Origin of the sequence: Nocardia sp. NPDC056100 (assembly GCF_042266325.1) — a bacterium.
Classification (GTDB): Bacteria; Actinomycetota; Actinomycetes; order Mycobacteriales; family Mycobacteriaceae; genus Nocardia.
The window spans coordinates 1693799-1711936 of record NZ_JBHJVY010000001.1 but is presented as its reverse complement, the minus strand read 5'-3'; the positions used below and the strand labels follow the sequence as shown (position 1 = coordinate 1711936).

Genomic DNA, 18138 nt, shown 5'->3' with positions numbered 1-18138 from the left:
CGGCCGCTCGACAGGCAGCCGGGCCGGGCCGGTGCGGGCTGGGGTAGCGTTCGGCCATGGCTGGAGCATTGTGCCCGGGATCGTTCGATCCCGTGACCAAGGGACATGTCGATGTGTTCGCCCGCGCGGCTGAGCAGTTCGACGAGGTGATCATCACGGTGGTGGTGAATCCCAACAAGCAGGGGATGTTCACCGTCGAGGAGCGGATGGAACTCATTCGCGAGGTGACGGCGGATCTGCCCAATGTGCGTGTCGAATCCTGGCGCGGGCTGCTCGTGGATTTCGCACGCGAACAAGGGGTTACCGCGATCGTCAAGGGACTGCGGGACGCCAACGACTACGCGTACGAGCTCCAGATGGCGCAGATGAATCGCAAGCTCACCGGGGTGGACACCTACTTCATCGCCTCCAATCCGGAGTACAGCTTCGTATCCAGTTCGCTGGTCAAGGAAGTCGCCAAGCTCGGCGGTGACATCTCCGATCTGCTGCCTCCGATCGTGCACAAGGCACTGCTCGCCCGCATCGCGGAAAACCAGGGCTGATACGAGTGCCGGTGTGGGTGCGCTCGATCGATCGCACCCACACCGGCCCCGTCTCCGCCTATAGGCGCAGGGTCGGGATCCGGCGCGGGGCCGAGGCGGGTGCCGGTTCCACGCGGCCGTCGGCGCGGCGCGGGCGGGACAGGGCGGTGCGCAGGCGGCGGGCCGGATCGTCGGTGTGCAGTTCGTTCCAGGTCCAGCGGATGACGTGGAAACCCAAGGCGCGCAGATAGGTTTCGCGGATCTGCTCGCGGCGCAGGGCCTCGGGGACATTGCCCGCGGCGTGTAGCAGACGGCCGTAGCGCAGCGGGCCGTCGAATTCGCAGAGGACGGCGAATTCCTCGTAGTAGAAGTCGACCCGGCCCACGAAGCGGCCGTCGGGGGTGAGCACATTGCCCTGCGTGGCGGGTGCGGGCAGACCCTGGCGGCGCAGCATCAGGCGGCTCAGGGATTCACCCGCGCTCTGACTGCGGCCGTCCAGGGCCGCGACGACCCGTTTGGCCTGGGCGATGCCGTGCCGGCATCTCGCGAGCGAGAGTTCTTCGGCCAGTTCGGCTTCGGTGAGGCCGAACATCCCGGTCAGGCCGTCACCCGCCACCACGGCCGCCTCGAACGGCAGGGACAGCGCCAGATCGATCACCGTGCGCGCGGGCGGGGTGACCAGCATGCCGTCGATCTCCACCGCCGAATCCAGCGGGGAGCCATGCACTTTCGTATACGGCCGGGTACGTCCGCCGCCCCGGCGATTGCGGGTCACGCACACTCGATCCAAAGGGGTGCGCCACAGCGGAGCGCCGTACAGCACCGCGGCCGATTGATGGCTCACCACACTGCCTTCGGCCATCTCCGGCAGTACCGCCTCGATCAACAGTCGATGCCGATCCCGCCAATTCTGGGCCGAGACACCGGCGGCCATCGAAATGCCCCACGGTGTCGAGTCATTCGCCGATGATCTACCGCGACGGGAGGTGTCCGCGCGTCCCGGCGCCGCATCGCCCGGCGCACCGCACCCCTCCAGCAGTCGCCGGGCCAATCCCTTTGGCGCGCAATGCCGTCGGCGTTCGGTATCGGCATCGGGCGCGGAGTCGCCGTGGCGCTTCATTCGCCCTCCCCGCGCGGGCGTCCGCGCCGCCAGCCATGTCTGACGCAGGATGCGTGCGCTCGTCCGGCGGGGCGCGGGGGAGTGGGGCGGCGGGTATCGCGCCGTCCGCCGAGGCATCCGTGCGATCTCTGCATGGGAGGAACCCCTTTCAATCGGTCGATGCTTGCTTTGACGCAGCCATCGCCGAGCGGGTTCCGCCCTACCCGGAAATAGCGAATCCCCGCACCCACTGCCGAGTTTCGGCCGGGTGCGGGGATTCGCCGCGAGCGAGTGTCAGAAGACCCAGAGGCGCAGGGTCAGGAAGCGAATGGTGCCGACCGCGGCCGTGATCGCCAGTACCGCAGCGGCTTCGGCGATATTGCCGAGCCCGGGTGCGGTCGATTCCAGCAGCGCCAGTCCCGCCGAGGTGATCGCCAGACCCGCCAGTGCCAGTCCGCCGCCCTCGAGCTGCGCGGTGTACCAGCGCACCCGCCCGGCCGCGTGGAAGCTGAACCGCCGGTGCAGTTCATTGGCGAGCGCGGTGCTCACGATGGATCCGGCCAGATTGGCCAGCTGCGGGCCACCGCCGTAGAAGGCCAGGAACAGCAGCAGATAGCCGACATTGCTGAGTCCGCCGACGAGCGCGAACCGCAGCAACTGGGCGATGGCGTGCTCACTGCGCAACCACGCGCCGACCTGTTCGGTCCAGCGCGCGCCCGCGGTGCGGACGGCCTCGGTGCCGGAGACCATGGCCTCGGCGCCATATGCGTAGGCGTCGACCAGCGCGGTGCCGGGCGCTGCGGCCCGCTGCGGCATGTCCAGAACAGCCATCGTCATATCCCTCGAACACGTCGGGACGTGCCCTGCGGAGTCATCCCTGTAGAGGCTCCGCCGTCCCGACACAACAATTTCTTGTTGCTTGAATGTAAACCAACTGGAGGGGTTTCCTCCACTTCTTTTCGTGTGGTGTGAAACAGGTCTCCGACACGCCGGGTTCGAACCTTGGTGACAGCGCTCGGAAGGGCAGACTTGTTCCCGCGGAGGTCTCGCCGTGTAGTCCAGGCAGGAGAGTGGGGTAGCAACATGTACCGCGTATTCGAAGCGCTCGACGAACTCGTGGCCATCATCGAGGAGGCGCGGGGCATTCCGCCCACGCGCAACTGCATCGTCCCGCGCGGTGAGGTCCTCGAACTGCTCGACGATGTGCGCGAGGCCCTGCCGGGTGAACTCGACGACGCCCAGGATGTGCTCGACCACCGCGACAAGATCGTGGTCGATGCCCGCAATGCCGCCGAGAGCACGGTCAGCGGCGCGAATCAGCAGGCGCACGACACCGTCACCGGTGCTCGTGACGAGGCCGATCGCATCCTGTCCGATGCCAAGGCGCACGCCGATCGCATGGTCGCCGAGGCCCGCGCGCACGCCGAACACCTGGTCAGCTCCGCCGAGGCCGAGGCCGAACGGGTTGTCGCCGAGGGCAATCAGGAGTTCGACATGGTCACCGGCCGTGCCCGTTCCGAGGCCGATCGCATGACCGCTGCCGGTCAGGCCAGCTACGACCGCTCGGTCGCGGACGGTAAGGCCGAACAGGAACGCCTGGTCTCGGCCACCGAGGTGGTCCGCGCGGCGCATGTCGAATCCGCCCGGCTCATCGATACCGCCCAGGCCGATTCCGATCGCCTGCGCACCGAATGCGATGACTACGTCGACGGCAAGCTGGCCGACTTCGAGGAGACCCTGCACAGCACGCTGCGCATCATCGGCCGCGGCCGCAACCAGGTGCGTTCCGGTACGAGCGTGCAGGATTACGCCGCCGAGTTCCGCCGGTAGCCGGTTTGGGCGCAGCAGTACGTTTCGGTATTGTTGGGTGGTTGCCCATTCCATACCGAACGTGAGTGAGTCCTTGATGTCCGAATCCGGTTCCAAGCCGCGTCACCGTCGCACGACGGTCGACGACGCGGGCTTCAATCTGGATACGCGACGCCTGGGCCGCAAGCCGGGGTCGATCCTCCCGGTCCAGCGCACCTTCACCACCGACAACCGGATCGGCCTGGAAATGGTCGGTATCCCCGCAGGCGGTGAGGTCGAACTCGATCTGACCCTGCAGTCGGTCTCCGAGGGCGTGCTGGTGCTGGGTACGGTGCACGCGCCCATCGAGGGTGAGTGCTCGCGCTGTCTCGAATCGTTCACCGACGATATCGAGCTGCATCTCACCGAGCTGTTCGCCTATCCGGACAGCAATACCGAGAAGACCACCGAGGAAGACGAAGTGCATCGCCTGGTCGATGACATGATCGAACTCGAAGCGGCCGTCATCGACGCCGTCGGTCTGGAGCTGCCGCTACAGCCGCTCTGCGAGCCGGATTGTGCCGGATTGTGCCCCGAATGCGGCGTACGGATGGCGATTGCGGGTTCCGGCCATGGTCATGAGATACTTGACCCTCGCTGGGCCGGGCTCGCGAAATTGGATGTCGCGGACGACAACGTCGTCGGTGACGCAGCCCCCGGAAGCGGCGCCTAGGCGCTGTACCGGACCCATCAACAGATTTATCCTTGCGGGCCACAATGGCGCCGTGAGTCAGAGGACAGAGGAGAAGTAGTCGTGGCCGTTCCGAAGCGCCGGATGTCCCGTTCCAACACCCACTCGCGCCGGAGCCAGTGGAAGGCCAGTGCGCCTACCCTGATCACCTGCCCGAACCGTGCCTGCGGCCAGCAGACCCTGCCGCACATCGCGTGCCCCTCGTGCGGCACGTACAAGGGCCGCCAGGTCACCGCTGCGGTCTGATTCTCTGATCCAGCCGATCGTGACCGCCAGCAAGGACGCGGCGGAGGTGCCCGCCGTGGGTGACTCCGCCGACCATTCCAGCCTGCTCGAAGCGCTCGGCGTCGGCCTGCGACCGGACCTGTTGCGCCTCGCGCTCACCCACCGGTCGTATGCCTACGAGAACGGTGGGCTCCCGACCAATGAGCGCCTGGAGTTTCTGGGCGACTCAGTTCTCGGCCTGAGCATCACCGAACGTCTTTATCTGGAGCATCCGGATAAGTCCGAGGGCGAGCTCGCCAAACTGCGTGCCAGCGTGGTGAATATGCATGCCCTGGCCGAGGTGGCTCGTACCCTCGGCGCGGGCGGGCTCGGCACCCATCTGCTGCTCGGTAAGGGCGAAGAGCTCACCGGCGGCCGGAACAAGCCGAGCATCCTCGCCGACGGCATGGAATCGCTGCTCGGCGCGGTGCATCTCGAGCACGGCATCGACACCGCCCGTGGCGTGGTGCTGCGGCTGTTCGCCGACCTGCTCGAGCGTGGACCCCGCATGGGGGCCGGGCTCGACTGGAAGACCAGCCTGCAGGAGCTGACCGCCGAGCGCGGTATCGGCGTGCCCAGCTACGAGATCACCTCCACCGGACCCGACCACGACAAAGAGTTCACCGCCACCGCGGTGATCGGTGGGAAGGCGTACGGCCAGGGGGTGGGACGCTCCAAGAAGGAAGCCGAGCAGAAGGCCGCGGGCGCCGCCTATCAGGCGTTGAACGCCGAAAGTGCCGCTGCCGCCGGGGAATCGGCGCAGTAGCCGCCGATGCCCGAACTTCCCGAAGTCGAAGTCGTACGGCGCGGGCTCGCCGATCATGTGGTGGGCCGCGTCGTCGATTCGGTGACCGTCAAACATCCGCGTTCGGTGCGACGGCATCTCGAGGGCGGTGATGATCTCATCGCCCGGCTCACCGGCCTGCGGGTCGAATCCGCGCAGCGGCGCGGCAAATTCCTCTGGCTCACCTTCGATGAGCCCGATCTCTCCCTCGTCGTGCATCTGGGCATGAGCGGGCAGATGCTGGTGCAGCCTGCCGACGCCGCCCTGGAGAAGCACGCGCACATCATCGCGAATCTCGATACCGGCGATCAGCTGCGGTTCGTGGATCAGCGCACCTTCGGCGGCTGGCAGCTCGCGGAGCTGGTCGAGGTGGACGGGACGCTGGTGCCCGAGCCGGTCGCGCATATCGCGCGCGATCCGCTGGATCCGCTCGTCGATGACGAAAAGATCGTCTCGGCCATTCGCGCCAAGAACTCCGAGATCAAGCGGGTGCTGCTCGATCAGACCGTGGTGTCCGGGGTCGGCAATATCTACGCTGACGAGGCGCTGTGGCGGGCCAAGCTGCACGGGGAACGGGTGGCGTCGAAGCTGACCCGGCCCGCCGCGCGCGGCCTGCTGGGCGAGGTGCGCACGGTGATGAGCGAGGCACTTCAAGCCGGTGGGACATCGTTCGACGCGCTCTACGTCAACGTGAACGGGCAATCCGGGTACTTCGAGCGCTCACTCAACGCCTACGGCCGCGAGAGCGAAGCCTGCCGCCGCTGCGGTGCGCCGATGATCCGGGAGAAGTTCATGAACCGGTCCTCGTTCTCCTGCCCGCGCTGCCAGCCCCGGCCCCGCGGCTGATCGCCACGTCACTGACAGTTCATGCCCGCTGTTCGGACTAGCCTCCCTATCGAAGGCATTGAAGCGCTACCTTTTTGACAGCGGCATGTGTGGTGCCGGCTGGAGGGACCAATGCGCAAACTGACCTATTACGTGGCAGCCACCATCGACGGATTCATCGCTTCCGACGACGGTTCGGTGGACTTCTTCCCGGTCGGGGGTGATCACGGTCCCGCGATCATCGCGCAGTACCCGGAGACGCTACCGACCAAGGTCCGCGAGGCGCTCGGTGTGGACCGCAAACCCTTCAGCACCTTCGACACCGTCATCATGGGCCGTAAGACGCACGATTTCGGGGTGCGCACGGGCACGTCCAGCCCGTACTCGCATCTGCGGCAGTTCGTGGTCTCGCAGACCCTGCCCGAGTCGCCCGATCCGGATGTGGAATTGATCACCGGTGATCCGCTGGCGCGGGTGCGCGAACTCAAGCGTGAGAAGGGGCTGGGCATCTGGTTGTGCGGCGGCGGTGAGCTGGCGCAGACGCTGCTGCCGGAGATCGATCAGATCTTCCTGAAGCTGTATCCGATCGTGCTCGGGCACGGTCGCCCGCTGTTCGGCACGGCCGGATCCCGGCTGCCCGAGGCCACCCGCTACCGGGTGCTCACCAGCCGGGTGTTCGAGGACGGCGTGGCCTTCCTCAAGTACAGCCGGGTCCGCTAGAGGATCGCGACCGCGACGACCAGGCCGAGCGCGAAATGCGCGGCGGCGACGACGAGAGCCTCGGTGGAGAACGTGGGGCTCTTCAGTACCTCGCCGATATTGATGCCGAGCACCGCTTCGATCACGCGCACCGAAATCACCTGGGCGACAATGCCGACCAGACCGTAGATGAGCGCCGCGATCAAGCCCTCGGACAGCTTGCCCGCCTGCGCGTAGATGGCCAGCACCACGATGAAGGCCATGCTGAGCATGCCTGCGGCACTGACGATCACGGCATTGGGCAGGCCTTGGGCGACCATATGGCGCAGATTGCCCGGGGTGGTCAGATCGACGGCGTAGAAGCCGATGAGCATGAGCGCCAGGCCGATCAGCGCGTACAGGAGGATCGCGCCTACGCCACGACCGAGTGAGCTCCAATATCCCGATTCGAGCGCGAGCGTGGTGATCATCTGGTGGGTCCTCCAGTAGGGGTGGAAGGTTGGGGTCAGGGCTGCGGAATGCGGTGGGGCACAAACGTAGAGGTGTCATCGGTGATCAGGCCGACGGTTTCGCGGATGCCCAGGCCCGCGGAGGTGTCGCCGACGATCCACGCGCCCAGCACCGGGCGCATACCGTCGAATTCCGGTAGCGGGTCCAGCAATTGGTAGACGAAGCCCTCTTCGCCGTAGACCCCGCCGGTGGCGGTTTCCATGCCCGCGCCCACGATGGTCATATTCGCGCCCTCGCGGCCGAGCTTGGGTTTGCGAATGTATTCGGTGAGCTCGTGCGGGTCATCGAGGTAGGCGGGCAACAGGTTCGGATGCCCGGGGTACATCTCCCACAGCACCGCCAGTAGCGCCTTGTTGGAAAGCATTGTCTTCCACAGTGGTTCGATCCACATGGTGCCCGGCAGGGATTGCGTGACGCGCTTGCCGAAGTCGTCGTCCAGTACCCATTCCCAGGGGTAGAGCTTGAAGATGGAGTCGACGGGGGCCTCGGCGAGATCGACGAAACGCTCCAGCTCGGTATCGAATCCGATTTCCTCGATGGGCAGGGCGATGGTGTCGAAGCCCGCCTCGGCGGCGGTTTCCTGCATATAGGCGGTGGTGACATTGTCCTCACCGGAGGCGTCCGCGCCGGACCAGGTGAAGTGCAGTTCCGCGCTGGGCAGCAGCTCGCGCACCTCGCCCCAGCGCTCGACCAGCTTCTCGTGCAACGAGTTCCACTGATCGTCGTCCGGGTGGGTGTCGGTGAGCCAGTGCCACTGCACGATTGCCGCCTCCAGCAGGGAGGTCGGCGTATCGGCGTTGTACTCCAGCAGTTTCGCCGGTCCGCGACCGTCGTAGCGCAGGTCGAAGCGGCCGTAGATATGCGGGTCCGAACGCTTCCAGGAATTGGCGATGGGTTCCCAACTCCACTGCGGCAGACCGAAATCGGCGAAACGCTCGGTCAGGATGATCTGTTCGACGGCGTGCAGGCACATGGTGTGCAGCACCTCGACCTGCGCCTCGAGCGACAGGATCTCATCCATATCGAATTCGTAGTGCACCGATTCGTCCCAGTACGGGCGCGGCTGGCCATTGGTATCGCGTCCGGGCGAGCCGTAGACCAGCCCCTGACTCTCGATGATCTGCTGCCAACCCGGGCGCGGAGTGCTCCGCACTCGCCGCATCAAGAACCTCCACCGCTGATTTTGGAACCGAGCCCGCCGCGCTGAATCGTGCTGCCGCTCTTGGTTTTCACGTCCGCGCCCTTGGGCAGCACGGTGCTGCCGCCGGTCGGTGCGTGGCCGATGGTATTGCCGCTGCCACCGTAGTAGTAGCGATACTGACTGCCATTGAGAATGAAGATTCCGCCCAGTCCGGTACTGCCCGTGCGCTTGGCATCATCGCAGTAGTTGTCCGGAATGACGATTTCCTGATTGTCACTGGTGGCGGTGACGGTCTGGCCGTTGCCGACCGCGACCACCTGACCCTTCTTGGCCACCACCGTGCAGTAGGCGGTCACCTCGGGCGTGGTCAGCGCGTCGTACGCCAGGTACCCGCCGCCCACCAGCGCGGCCACGCCGACCACGGCCGCGCCGCCGATGAGCACCTTCTTCTTTTTCTTGCGCTTGGTCTCGGCGGCCTCGGTTGCGGCCTGTTCGGCCTCCTCGGCGCGCTTGCGCGCCTTCTCCCGGGCGCGCGCCTCCGCGACGGTGGGCGGCCTGGGCGCGGTGACGCCCGCCTCCTGGCGCTGCATACTGCCGCGCCGGGGTTCGGGAGCGGTGAAGGGAGCCGGAGCCGGGAACGGCGGGGGAGCCTGTCCCGCACCGGGTTCCAGCGGCGGCACCGGCATTTCGAAGGTCGGTGGTGTGGGGAGGTCGCCCGCGCCCGGCATCGCGCCGACGATCGACGCGTCGCCGGGGTGGTCCGAAGTGGCTGCCTCTGGCGTGGATTCGGCGGCGGACCGATCGGTCGCGTCCGAGGTGTTCGGGTCCGGCGCGAGGGTGTCCGAACGCTTCTTGATGGTGTGGCCGCCCTGCCCCCACGCCCGCTTCGGCTCTCCGGCCTGGGGCTCGGCGTCGCTCGCCGCACCGGTTTCGACGGTCGGCGGCTCGCTCGCGGCGGGCGTGCTCGGGCCGGAATCCGATGCGCTGATGCGGGATTCGTCGCCGGGGGTGTGGTCCGGGGTGGCTGCGGGGTCGCTGGAATCGGGGCGGCGGTTCGGGTCTTCCGGGGTGCCGCCGAAGCGTTCAATGGCCAACGATCGACTCCTGATGTGCGACCTGCGCCTGCATCAGCGCTCCTCGAATCCGATTATGCCTCCCTGGGCGTCCACCCAGTCCGCAACGACCAGGTCCACGCGACCAGGCGTGTCGCCGGAACGTAGCAGGCTCAGCAGGGTTTCGCAGCCGGTACGGGAGCCTTCGGCCACCACGTGCACGCGGCCGTCGCGGTGATTGCGGGCGTATCCGGTCAGGCCCAGTTCCAGGGCGCGGGATCGGGTCCACCAGCGAAAGCCGACGCCCTGCACCTGGCCGTGCGCCCAGGCGCTGAGCCGGACGGGGGATTCGGTCATTCGTCGACGCGGAAGGTCAGGTTGACGGTGGTCCCGGCCTTGAGGGTGCGGCCCACGGTGCAGACCTTGTCGATCGAGCGCTGCGCGGCGACCAGCAGGCGTTCGCGGGTGGCCTGATCGAGTTCGCTGAGATCCAGCTCGAAGGATTCGTTCAGCTCGGGGTAGGTCTCGTTCTCGCGGTCGGCGTCACCGGAGACGCGCACGGTGGCGTCGAAGCTCTCACCGAGCTTGCGCGAGAGGGTGAAATCGGCGCTGAGCCCGGTGCAGCCGGCGAGCGCGATCTTGAGCAGCTCGCCCGGGGTGAACGCGCCGGGCACGCCCGCGGACGCGATGAGTACCTCGCCGCCGCGATTATTGCGGCCGGTGTAGGCCCGGGTCCCGGTGCGCTCGGCCCACAGTTCGACCGGTTCGGCGGACGGGGCGGCGGTGGCGTTCTGGGGCGCGGCGGTCTGTTCGGACATACCAAGATCCTCGCATTCGTGCGGAATTCACTGCTGTTCGGTTCGAAACAGTGCCGTGGTCAGCGGAATTCCGCTCAGCGCACCGGTGTGAGGTCCACGACCAGTTCGGGGGTCAGCGACTTCAAATTCTCGGCGACATACGAGGCCAGCGCGAGCGCATCGGGCTTGAGCGGGTAGCGCGGATGCGGGACGGCGATGACCGTCATCCCTGCGGCGTGCGCGGCGCGCAGACCATTGCTGGAATCCTCGATGGCCACGCAGTGCGCGGGCTCGATACCGAGTCCGGCCGCCGCGGCCAGGTATCCGTCCGGTGCGGGCTTACCGCGTTCGACCTCCTCGGTCGAGACGGTGGTGTGGAACAGGTCGGTGACACCCATATGGTCCAGCACCACATCGATGAGCCGGCGCGGTGAGGAACTGGCCAGGCCGAGGGTGAACCGATCGGCGAAGCGCCGCACGGTCTCCACCGCATCCGGCATCAGCGGCAGATGATCGGCATACCGGGCCGCCATGCGGGAGATGACATCCTCGGCAACCTCATCGGGTGTGCGCCGCCCGTCCAGCAGATCCGCACTCGTGTACGCAGCCCATTCGGCCGTACTCATCCCCATGAACCGATCCTGGGTATCGGGCAGCCATCGCCCGTGCAGTTCACCGATATACGCGCGCCGCACCTCCTCCCAGATCGGTTCGGTATCGATCAGGACCCCGTCCATATCGAAGACGATCGCGGCAACAGACATGTCCACCATCGTCCCGGTCACCCCCGAACCCCGCGCGCCGGGGGTGACCGGACGGGTCGGTCAGTCGAAGTCCGCCGGTGCGGCCGAGGTGTTTTCGAGCCGGGCCGCCAGGGTGGCCACGCCGGGCCCGTGAACCTGTGCGAGTCCGGCGGCGCGGCCGGTGACAAGAAGCAGCAGGGCGAGCGCGGGTCCGCGGATCTCACTGCCGAGGCCGTAGGTCCACACGGTGTCGGTGGCGATCAGGCGCAGCCCGTCCAGGCGGTGCCGATCCCAGACCGGCCAGCCGACCTCGACGGCGCGATCGGCTCCGGCGGCGGCCGCCTGCGGGGTGACGCGCAGGGTGCGGCCCAGCGGAATCGCGATGTCCTGGCCGTGCACGATGGTGTCGAAGTGGATATTGCGATAGTTGGTGAGCGCGGGCAGCTTTCGTGACGCCGCGTGTGCGCGCAGTTCCGCCACCGGGTCATGGCCCGGGTCGGCCGCATAGTCCAGGGTGAGTCCGTCGATGAGCCGGTTGTAGTTGCCGCGAGCTCGAATCGCGGTGCGCAGCATGGTTTTCGGGGGTATCCGCAGCGGTACGCAGGCCACATGTGCGGCCACGTCGCGCACCCGCCAGCCCGCGCACAGCGACGGCCGATCCCATTCCTCATCGGAGAGTTCGGCCAGGAGATCCGCGATGGCCAGGCGCTGCTGTTCGATGATTCGCCAACTGGATTCGCGATCCATGATGGTTCCCGCTTCCGATAGAGTTAGTCAGCCTCTCTGCCTAATATAGTAAGAGGATCTGACTAAACGTCAAGGAGTTGCGATGGCAGGCGATGAGATGAACGTGGGGCTGCTCATGTTCATCGCCCATCGATCGATGGAACAGCGCACCTTCGACGCCCTGGTCGAGGCCGGGCACGGGGATATCACCATCGCGCAGGGCCGTCTCGCGGCGCAGATCGGCCCGGACGGCACCCGGCTCACCGAATTGGCCGAACGGGCGCAGGTGACCAAGCAGACCGCGGGATTCCTGGTCGATCAGCTCGAGCGTGCGGGATATGTGGAGCGCGTCCCCGATCCGACCGACGGGCGCGCCCGCCTGGTGCGGTTGTCCGAACGCGGGCGGCGGATGGCCGAGTTCGGCAATGAGGTCTCGGCGAGCATCGAGCGCGAATGGGCCGCGCATCTGGGCGAGCGGCGCATGGGTCAGCTGCGTGAGGCGCTGGCGCGGTTGCGCGAAATCACCGATCCGTACGCCTGATCCGGGGCGGCTCCGGCTTCCGCGCATTTCGCTGACATGGTGTCCACTGAATGAGATGGTGGGTGCGAACGCGACCGCGGGCGCTGGTGTGCGGTTAGCGTCCGAATCGAAAGACATACACCCGCAAGTGAATACCGAGGTGGGCCGTGGGCACGGTCATGGATATCTACGATCCGGAACTCTATGTGGACGGGCCGATCCACGAGATGTTCGCCGAATTGCGCGGCACGCGGCCGGTGTACTGGCAGGACATGCCCGATGAGCCGGGGTACTGGGCGATTCTCAAGCATGCGGATGTCGCGCATGTGGCGCGCAATCCGCTGCTGTTCTCGGCCGAGCAGCAGGGCGTGATGCTGGAGAATCAGCCGCCCGAACGGCTGGAGCAGACCCGGAACATGCTGCTCATGATGGATCCGCCCCGGCATACCGATTACCGCAGGCCGCTGGCCGAACATTTCAAGGCGCGGGTGATCGGCGAGATGGAGGATCGGGTTCGTGAACTGACCCGGCGGCTGCTCGAAAACACCGGCGGTGACGTGGAATTCGTGCACGATGTCGCCGGGGTGCTGCCGAGTCAGGTGGTCGGCGGGCTGTTCGGGATTCCGGAAGCGGACTGGCCCGATATCCGGCATTGGGCGGAACAGTCCACCAGTCAACAGGATCCGGAATTGGTCGGCGATTTCGATACCACGGCCGAGATGACGAAAATGGCGATCTACGCCATCCAATTCTCCATGGCACGGCGGGAGCGGGAACCGCAGGCGGATCTGACCTCACTCATCCTGGCCGGTGAATTCGGCGGAAAAGCCATGTCGGACATTGAATTCGGCAGTTTCTTCACCCAGCTGGTGATCGCCGGGAACGACACCACCAAAACAATGCTGTCCTCGGGAGTGCAACTGCTGCTGCGACATCCGGAACAGTTGGCGGCACTGCGGGACAACCCCGCGCTGATTCCCGGTGCGGTGGAAGAGATTCTGCGTTTCGCGAATCCGCTGCATTACTTCCGCCGCACCGCCACCGCCGATACCGAGATTCGCGGTGTGCCGATCAAGGCCGGTGACAAGGTCGCCATGTGGTACACCTCGGCCAATCGCGATGAGGATGTCTTCGCCGATCCGCAGCGTTTCGACATCACCCGCAATCCCAATCCGCACCTGTCCTTCGGCCTGGCTCAGCACTTCTGCCTCGGCGTACACCTGGCCCGCATGGAGGGCCGCGTCTTCTTCGAGGAATTGCTCGCCCGCTTCCCGAAGATCGAGCAGACCGGCGACGCCCGCCGCATCCGCTCCAATCTCAATAACGGACTCAAATCCCTGCCTTTACGCCTGACCCGCTAGGAATTCACCCGTCGGACACCGTGCGCGCCTAGCCTGGAGGGAATGACCTTCAAGGTGATCACCGGGCAATTTCGCGTGATCGGCGCGCAGCCCGACGGCGATTCGATTCGCTTCTACCCGCATGATTCGGCCGCATTGGCCCGCACCGGACTGGCGGTCCGCCCGAACGCGCAGGGCGGCTTCCAGCTCCGGCTGGACGGTATCGACGCCCTCGAAACCCATTACCGCCCACCGCATGCCGCGCACAATTGGCATCAGCCGCCCGAACTCGCCGATAAGGCGAGCGCGGAACTGCTGGCCTTCCTCGGCTTCACCGATGTCACGCGCAAGGAGCAGACCGTCACCGCCGCGACGCCCGCGACGATCGACGGCTACATTCTCACCAAATTCGCCGACAAGTACGGTCGTGCGGTCGCTTTCGCGTTCCCGGGTGAGCCCGATACCGGTGCGCACGACGGCGGCGCGCATTTCGTCGATCCGGACGAGCTGACCCGGTCGGCGAATCACCAGCTGCTGGAACAGGGTCTGGCCTATCCGACCTACTATTCCGGCCTGTTCCCCGATCTGCGCCAGGTTCTGACCGCGGCCGTGGAGACCGCGCGCGGCAAGGCGTCGGGCATCTGGGCACAGGATGTGACCACCGTCGGTTTCGACGTCACCTCGATCGATGATCTGGAATCCCGGGTGGTCATCCTGCCCAAGCTCTTCCGTCGGCTGGCGGAGTATCTGGCCGCCGATACCAGCGCGGTGGACATGTCGCATTTCGATCAGTTCCTGGCCGCGCACGGCGATGAGCTCTACACCCTGGACACCGGGCACAGCACGCATCTGGACACCCTGGTCGAGGTGCGCGGGTCGCGGGTGCGGCTGACCGTCGCACCCGAGGACATCATCTTCCGGGAGAAGTGAGTCAGACCTGGAAGCGGTAGCCCATGCCCGCTTCGGTGAGTAGATGTTTGGGCTGGGACGGGTCGTCTTCGAGTTTGCGGCGCAACTGGGCGAGATACACACGCAGATAATGGGTTTCGGTCGCGTAGGACGGACCCCAGACCTCGCGCAGGATCTCCCGGCGGCCCACCAGCTTGCCCTTGTTGCGCACGAGCATTTCCAGCATGCCCCATTCGGTGGGGGTGAGGTGCACATCGCGGCCGTGCCGGGTGACCTTCTTGGCGGCGAGATCGACTGTGAACGAGGAGGTTTCGATCACCGGTTCGGAGCTGTCCGCGGTGCCCGCCGAGCGGCGGACCGCGGCGCGCAGGCGGGCCAGCAGCTCGTCCATGCCGAAGGGTTTGGTGACGTAATCGTCGGCGCCCGCGTCCAGGGCCTCGACCTTGTCCGAGGAGTCGGTGCGGGCGGACAGCACGATGACCGGGGTGGTGGACCAGCCGCGCAGTCCGGCCAGTACCTCGATACCGTCCATATCGGGCAGGCCGAGGTCGAGCACGACCACGTCCGGATGTTTCTCGGCGGCCGCGCGCAGGGCCGCGGCCCCGGTGGCGGCCGTGGTCACCTCGTAGCCGCGCACCGACAGGTTGATGCGCAGTGCCCGCAGGATCTGCGGTTCGTCATCGACCACCAGGACTTTCGTCGGCGCCGGCGCCGCGTTCGTCACGGGTTCTCCTGTTCATCGCATGCTTGTAGGTCGATCACCATTGTCAGGCCGCCGCCGGGGGTGGCCTCGGCGTGCACCGTGCCGTCCATGGCGTCGACGAATCCGCGCACCACCGACAGGCCGAGGCCGACGCCGGTGGAGTTGTCGCGATCGCCGAGCCGCTGGAAGGGTTCGAAGAGCTGATCTTCCATACCGGTCGGTACCCCGGGTCCGGTATCGACCACGGTAATCGCCACCCGCTTACCGGTGTGCTCCGCCGTCACCCGCACCGGCGAGTCGCCGGGGGAGTACCGCACCGCGTTATCGATGAGATTGGCCAGCACCCGCTCCAGCAGGCCGGAATCCGCGCGCACGCAGACCGTGCCCACCTCCACCTCGACCCGGTTCATGGCGCGGCGGCCCATACCCCGGGTGCCCATCCCCATGAGCGCGTGATGCACCACCTCGTCCAGATAGGTGCGCCGCATCTGCGGTTTTATCACGCCCACCGCGAGCCGCGAGGAATCGAGCAGATTGCCGACCAGCGCGGTCAGCTGATCCACCGATTCCTCCACCGTGGCAAGCAATTCGGCGGTGTCCTCGGGGGAGAACTCCACATCGTCACTGCGCAGACTGGAGACCGCGGCCTTGGCCCCGGCCAGCGGCGTGCGCAGATCGTGGCTGACCGCGGACAGCAGCGCGCGGCGCAGCTTATCGGCCTCCATGACCGCCTGGGCCGCACCCGCCTCCTGCTGCAATCGCTTCTGATTCACCAGTCCCGCCGCCTGATTCGCGACCGCGCCGAGCACCAGCCGATCACCCGAGGACAGCGCCCGCCCGCGCAACAGCAGCCAGTGCAGATCATCGCCCGCCTCGACCGCGGTGTAGGCGTCGATCACCTCGGTGGGCGGATCCTCGCCGACCGAGGCCACCATCTCGTCATCGGTGATGAGGCTGACCGCCTCCTGATTGAAGGTCTCGCGCGCGCGTTCGAGCAGGTCCGGCAGATCCGCGCCGTGCAGTACCGCGCCCGCGAACAGCGTCAGCAATTCGGCCTGCCGGGATGCCTTGCGCGCCTCCCGAGTTCGTTTGGCCGCCACATCCACCAGCGCCGATACCGCCACCGCGACCATGAGCAGCACCACGATGGTCAGGAAGTTATCCGGATCGGCGATGGTGAGGCTGTAGCGCGGCGCGGTGAAGAACCAGTTCAGCAGCACCCCGGACAGCAGCGCCGACAGCGTCGCGGGTGCGACGCCGCCGAACAGCGCGACCACGATGACGCCGATGAAGAACACCGCGCTCTCACCGCCGATATTGAGCCAGCTGTCCAGCCACAGCGCGGTGATCAGGCAGATGATCGAGGGCACCAGCAGTGCGGCCGACCAGGATCCGAGTTTGCGATCGCGCGGTGCGAGCGAGGACCAGCGGAAACCGCGATTGGATTCCTCATGGGTGACCATGTGCACGTCGATCTTGCCGGACTCCTGCACCACGGTCGCGCCGATACCCTCGTCGAGCATGCGCGCCCAGCGTGAGCGCCGCGAGGTGCCCAGCACCAACTGGGTCGCGTTCACCTGACGCGCGAAATCCAGTAGCGCCGTGGGGACGTCGTCGCCGGTGACGGTGTGCAGGCTCGCACCCAGTCCGGTGGCCAGATCGCGGAGCCGGGTGAGCCGCTGGGCGGACACCCCGGCCAGCCCGTCACCGCGAACCACGTGCACCACAATGAGTTCGGCGCTGGATTTGGCCGCGATGCGGCTGGCGCGCCGCACGATGGTCTCGGATTCGCCGCCGCCGGTCACCGCCACCACCAGGCGTTCGCGCGCCTCCCAGGTATCGGTGATCTTGTGGTCCGCACGGTATTTCGCCAAGGCGGCGTCCACCTGATCGGCCAGCCACAGCAGCGCGAGTTCGCGCAGCGCGGTCAGATTGCCGGGCCGGAAGTAATTGCGCAGTGCGGCATCGACTTTGCTCGCCGCGTACACATTGCCGTGAGACATCCTGCGCCGCAACGCTTCCGGGGTGATGTCGACCAGCTCGACCTGATCTGCGGAGCGAACCACCCAGTCCGGCACGGTTTCCCGCTGCACCACCCCGGTGATCTGCTCGACCACATCGTTGAGACTCTCCAGATGCTGCACATTGACCGTGGACACCACATCGATCCCGGCATCCAGCAGTTCCTGCACATCCTGCCAGCGCTTTTCGTGTTTGCTGCCCGGCACATTGGTATGCGCCAGCTCGTCCACCAGCACCACCGCGGGCGCGCGCCGAAGTACCGCCTCCACATCCAGTTCGGGCAGCGTGGTGCCGCGATACTCGATCATCCTGGGGGCGATCCGCTCGATACCCGCCAGCATCTCGGCCGTCTTGGATCGCCCGTGCGTCTCGACCACGGCCGCGACCACATCGCGACCGCGTTCGAGCCGCCGATGTGCCTCCGACAGCATCGAGAACGTCTTGCCCACTCCGGGGGCAGCGCCGAGGTAGATCCGTAGCTGGCCGCGTTTCACTCGTCCATCATCACGCGTGCGGCCGGAAAGTCCGGGCGGGCCGCGCGCACCCGCACCCGATTCGGTTCGGTGCTCGCGAGCACCCGCAGCAACAGTGCGGCAGCCAGGAATCCGAAGATCACCATCAATGGAACGACGATGTCCGGCACGATCTCTCCTCAGTCGGCGGAAAAGCCCGGCCGCCATGGCCGGACTCCCAAGGATGACCGTCGATTTCGCCGCGGCGGCCGATGCTGACGCTTTCTTAACGCCCGCGTGTCGTGATTCCGGCGACAGTTGCCCATTCGGCTGACGGGGGCCGATCCGGCCGGGGAGATTTCGGTGGAGGGCCCGCCCCGCGGGTACTGGCCACCGGGAGCGCGAGGGCGGGACCTCCACCCCTCGAAGTGGTCTGGTTACCCACACGATTCCCAGAACCGTCGCCAACTGTAGGGGGCGAGTTATGACCGA

At 66.6% G+C, this 18138-nt stretch carries 22 protein-coding genes; 10 read left to right on the top strand and 12 right to left on the bottom strand.

Annotated features, from left to right (window positions below; all coding sequences use genetic code 11):
* The first annotated feature begins 56 nt into the window (after positions 1-56).
* Positions 57-542: a pantetheine-phosphate adenylyltransferase gene (gene coaD / locus ACFC0O_RS07905; protein ID WP_375954778.1), complete on the top strand. Its 486-nt coding sequence runs from the start codon at positions 57-59 to the stop codon at positions 540-542.
* Between the two features lie 58 nt (positions 543-600).
* Here the strand turns inward: coaD and ACFC0O_RS07900 are convergent, their stop codons facing one another.
* Both ACFC0O_RS07900 and ACFC0O_RS07895 read right to left on the bottom strand, forming a co-directional pair.
* Positions 601-1641, bottom strand: coding sequence for a hypothetical protein (locus tag ACFC0O_RS07900; protein WP_375954777.1), 1041 nt, complete (start codon positions 1639-1641; stop codon positions 601-603).
* Between the two features lie 273 nt (positions 1642-1914).
* Positions 1915-2451, bottom strand: a complete 537-nt coding sequence (locus ACFC0O_RS07895; protein ID WP_375954775.1) for a GtrA family protein — start codon at positions 2449-2451, stop codon at positions 1915-1917.
* A gap of 252 nt (positions 2452-2703) precedes the next feature.
* Between ACFC0O_RS07895 and ACFC0O_RS07890 the strand changes: the two genes are divergently transcribed.
* The 6 genes from ACFC0O_RS07890 to ACFC0O_RS07865 all read left to right on the top strand — a co-directional run bounded on the left by ACFC0O_RS07890 (position 2704) and on the right by ACFC0O_RS07865 (position 6752).
* Positions 2704-3450 carry a DivIVA domain-containing protein gene (locus tag ACFC0O_RS07890; protein WP_375954774.1) on the top strand — a complete coding sequence of 249 codons (747 nt, stop codon included), beginning with the start codon at positions 2704-2706 and terminating at the stop codon, positions 3448-3450.
* Positions 3451-3526: 76 nt separating this feature from the next.
* Positions 3527-4141, top strand: coding sequence for a DUF177 domain-containing protein (locus ACFC0O_RS07885; protein ID WP_364632747.1), 615 nt, complete (start codon positions 3527-3529; stop codon positions 4139-4141).
* Positions 4142-4222: 81 nt separating this feature from the next.
* Complete coding sequence (rpmF, locus tag ACFC0O_RS07880) at positions 4223-4405, top strand: 50S ribosomal protein L32 (RefSeq protein WP_330182376.1); 183 nt, start codon at positions 4223-4225, stop codon at positions 4403-4405.
* A 19-nt stretch (positions 4406-4424) separates the two neighbouring features.
* Positions 4425-5189: a ribonuclease III gene (gene rnc, locus ACFC0O_RS07875; protein WP_364630453.1), complete on the top strand. Its 765-nt coding sequence runs from the start codon at positions 4425-4427 to the stop codon at positions 5187-5189.
* A gap of 6 nt (positions 5190-5195) precedes the next feature.
* Positions 5196-6053, top strand: a complete 858-nt coding sequence (gene mutM, locus ACFC0O_RS07870) for a bifunctional DNA-formamidopyrimidine glycosylase/DNA-(apurinic or apyrimidinic site) lyase (RefSeq protein ID WP_375954771.1) — start codon at positions 5196-5198, stop codon at positions 6051-6053.
* Between the two features lie 111 nt (positions 6054-6164).
* The gene (locus tag ACFC0O_RS07865) at positions 6165-6752 is read left to right on the top strand and encodes a dihydrofolate reductase family protein (protein WP_375954769.1); all 588 of its coding nucleotides are present in this window, start codon (positions 6165-6167) and stop codon (positions 6750-6752) included.
* Here the strand turns inward: ACFC0O_RS07865 and ACFC0O_RS07860 are convergent.
* The 7 genes from ACFC0O_RS07860 to ACFC0O_RS07830 form a co-directional block, all read right to left on the bottom strand.
* Positions 6749-7198 (bottom strand): DUF350 domain-containing protein, encoded by a 450-nt coding sequence (locus ACFC0O_RS07860; protein WP_375956039.1) that lies wholly within the window; start codon positions 7196-7198, stop codon positions 6749-6751. The genes ACFC0O_RS07865 and ACFC0O_RS07860 overlap by 4 nt on opposite strands.
* 38 nt (positions 7199-7236) lie before the next feature.
* Complete coding sequence (locus ACFC0O_RS07855; RefSeq protein WP_364630462.1) at positions 7237-8403, bottom strand: glutathionylspermidine synthase family protein; 1167 nt, start codon at positions 8401-8403, stop codon at positions 7237-7239.
* Positions 8403-9476, bottom strand: a complete 1074-nt coding sequence (locus tag ACFC0O_RS07850; RefSeq protein WP_375954767.1) for a hypothetical protein — start codon at positions 9474-9476, stop codon at positions 8403-8405. Before ACFC0O_RS07850 ends, ACFC0O_RS07855 begins: the two co-directional genes overlap by 1 nt.
* A gap of 33 nt (positions 9477-9509) precedes the next feature.
* Positions 9510-9791 carry an acylphosphatase gene (locus tag ACFC0O_RS07845; RefSeq protein WP_375954765.1) on the bottom strand — a complete coding sequence of 94 codons (282 nt, stop codon included), beginning with the start codon at positions 9789-9791 and terminating at the stop codon, positions 9510-9512.
* Positions 9788-10252: an OsmC family protein gene (locus ACFC0O_RS07840; RefSeq protein WP_364630471.1), complete on the bottom strand. Its 465-nt coding sequence runs from the start codon at positions 10250-10252 to the stop codon at positions 9788-9790. The genes ACFC0O_RS07845 and ACFC0O_RS07840 overlap by 4 nt, the downstream gene beginning before the upstream one ends.
* Positions 10253-10326: 74 nt before the next feature.
* Positions 10327-10995, bottom strand: a complete 669-nt coding sequence (locus ACFC0O_RS07835; RefSeq protein WP_375954763.1) for an HAD family hydrolase — start codon at positions 10993-10995, stop codon at positions 10327-10329.
* A gap of 60 nt (positions 10996-11055) precedes the next feature.
* Positions 11056-11721 (bottom strand): maleylpyruvate isomerase family mycothiol-dependent enzyme, encoded by a 666-nt coding sequence (locus ACFC0O_RS07830; RefSeq protein WP_375954761.1) that lies wholly within the window; start codon positions 11719-11721, stop codon positions 11056-11058.
* A gap of 82 nt (positions 11722-11803) precedes the next feature.
* Here ACFC0O_RS07830 and ACFC0O_RS07825 point away from each other — a divergent pair, with 82 nt between their 5' ends.
* From ACFC0O_RS07825 to ACFC0O_RS07815, 3 genes are all read left to right on the top strand, one after another.
* A complete protein-coding gene (locus tag ACFC0O_RS07825) occupies positions 11804-12241 on the top strand; it encodes a MarR family winged helix-turn-helix transcriptional regulator (protein ID WP_375954759.1) in 438 nt (145 codons plus the stop codon).
* A 146-nt stretch (positions 12242-12387) separates the two neighbouring features.
* Complete coding sequence (locus ACFC0O_RS07820; RefSeq protein WP_375954757.1) at positions 12388-13581, top strand: cytochrome P450; 1194 nt, start codon at positions 12388-12390, stop codon at positions 13579-13581.
* 42 nt (positions 13582-13623) lie between these two features.
* On the top strand, positions 13624-14490 hold the full coding sequence (locus ACFC0O_RS07815) for a thermonuclease family protein (protein WP_375954755.1): 867 nt from the start codon (positions 13624-13626) through the stop codon (positions 14488-14490).
* Position 14491: 1 nt separating this feature from the next.
* Here the strand turns inward: ACFC0O_RS07815 and ACFC0O_RS07810 are convergent, their stop codons facing one another.
* The 3 genes from ACFC0O_RS07810 to ACFC0O_RS07800 are packed head-to-tail and all read right to left on the bottom strand — an operon-like array spanning position 14492 to position 17837.
* Positions 14492-15193, bottom strand: a complete 702-nt coding sequence (locus tag ACFC0O_RS07810) for a response regulator (RefSeq protein ID WP_375954753.1) — start codon at positions 15191-15193, stop codon at positions 14492-14494.
* A complete protein-coding gene (locus ACFC0O_RS07805; protein ID WP_375954752.1) occupies positions 15190-17688 on the bottom strand; it encodes a DUF4118 domain-containing protein in 2499 nt (832 codons plus the stop codon). The genes ACFC0O_RS07810 and ACFC0O_RS07805 overlap by 4 nt, the downstream gene beginning before the upstream one ends.
* Entirely contained in the window at positions 17685-17837 is a 153-nt protein-coding gene (locus ACFC0O_RS07800) for a hypothetical protein (RefSeq protein ID WP_375954750.1), read from the bottom strand. Before ACFC0O_RS07800 ends, ACFC0O_RS07805 begins: the two co-directional genes overlap by 4 nt.
* Positions 17838-18138 lie beyond the last annotated feature (301 nt).

Coding starts and splice junctions, on each gene's coding strand:
- ACFC0O_RS07830 (WP_375954761.1), bottom strand. CDS start 11,721: ATGGATCGCGAATCCAGTTGGCGAATCATCGAACAGCAGCGCCTGGCC.
- ACFC0O_RS07840 (WP_364630471.1), bottom strand. CDS start 10,252: ATGTCCGAACAGACCGCCGCGCCCCAGAACGCCACCGCCGCCCCGTCC.
- coaD (WP_375954778.1), top strand. CDS start 57: ATGGCTGGAGCATTGTGCCCGGGATCGTTCGATCCCGTGACCAAGGGA.
- ACFC0O_RS07855 (WP_364630462.1), bottom strand. CDS start 8,403: ATGCGGCGAGTGCGGAGCACTCCGCGCCCGGGTTGGCAGCAGATCATC.
- ACFC0O_RS07895 (WP_375954775.1), bottom strand. CDS start 2,451: ATGGCTGTTCTGGACATGCCGCAGCGGGCCGCAGCGCCCGGCACCGCG.
- ACFC0O_RS07835 (WP_375954763.1), bottom strand. CDS start 10,995: ATGTCTGTTGCCGCGATCGTCTTCGATATGGACGGGGTCCTGATCGAT.
- ACFC0O_RS07825 (WP_375954759.1), top strand. CDS start 11,804: ATGGCAGGCGATGAGATGAACGTGGGGCTGCTCATGTTCATCGCCCAT.
- ACFC0O_RS07865 (WP_375954769.1), top strand. CDS start 6,165: ATGCGCAAACTGACCTATTACGTGGCAGCCACCATCGACGGATTCATC.
- mutM (WP_375954771.1), top strand. CDS start 5,196: ATGCCCGAACTTCCCGAAGTCGAAGTCGTACGGCGCGGGCTCGCCGAT.
- ACFC0O_RS07900 (WP_375954777.1), bottom strand. CDS start 1,641: ATGAAGCGCCACGGCGACTCCGCGCCCGATGCCGATACCGAACGCCGA.
- ACFC0O_RS07815 (WP_375954755.1), top strand. CDS start 13,624: ATGACCTTCAAGGTGATCACCGGGCAATTTCGCGTGATCGGCGCGCAG.
- ACFC0O_RS07885 (WP_364632747.1), top strand. CDS start 3,527: ATGTCCGAATCCGGTTCCAAGCCGCGTCACCGTCGCACGACGGTCGAC.
- ACFC0O_RS07845 (WP_375954765.1), bottom strand. CDS start 9,791: ATGACCGAATCCCCCGTCCGGCTCAGCGCCTGGGCGCACGGCCAGGTG.
- ACFC0O_RS07890 (WP_375954774.1), top strand. CDS start 2,704: ATGTACCGCGTATTCGAAGCGCTCGACGAACTCGTGGCCATCATCGAG.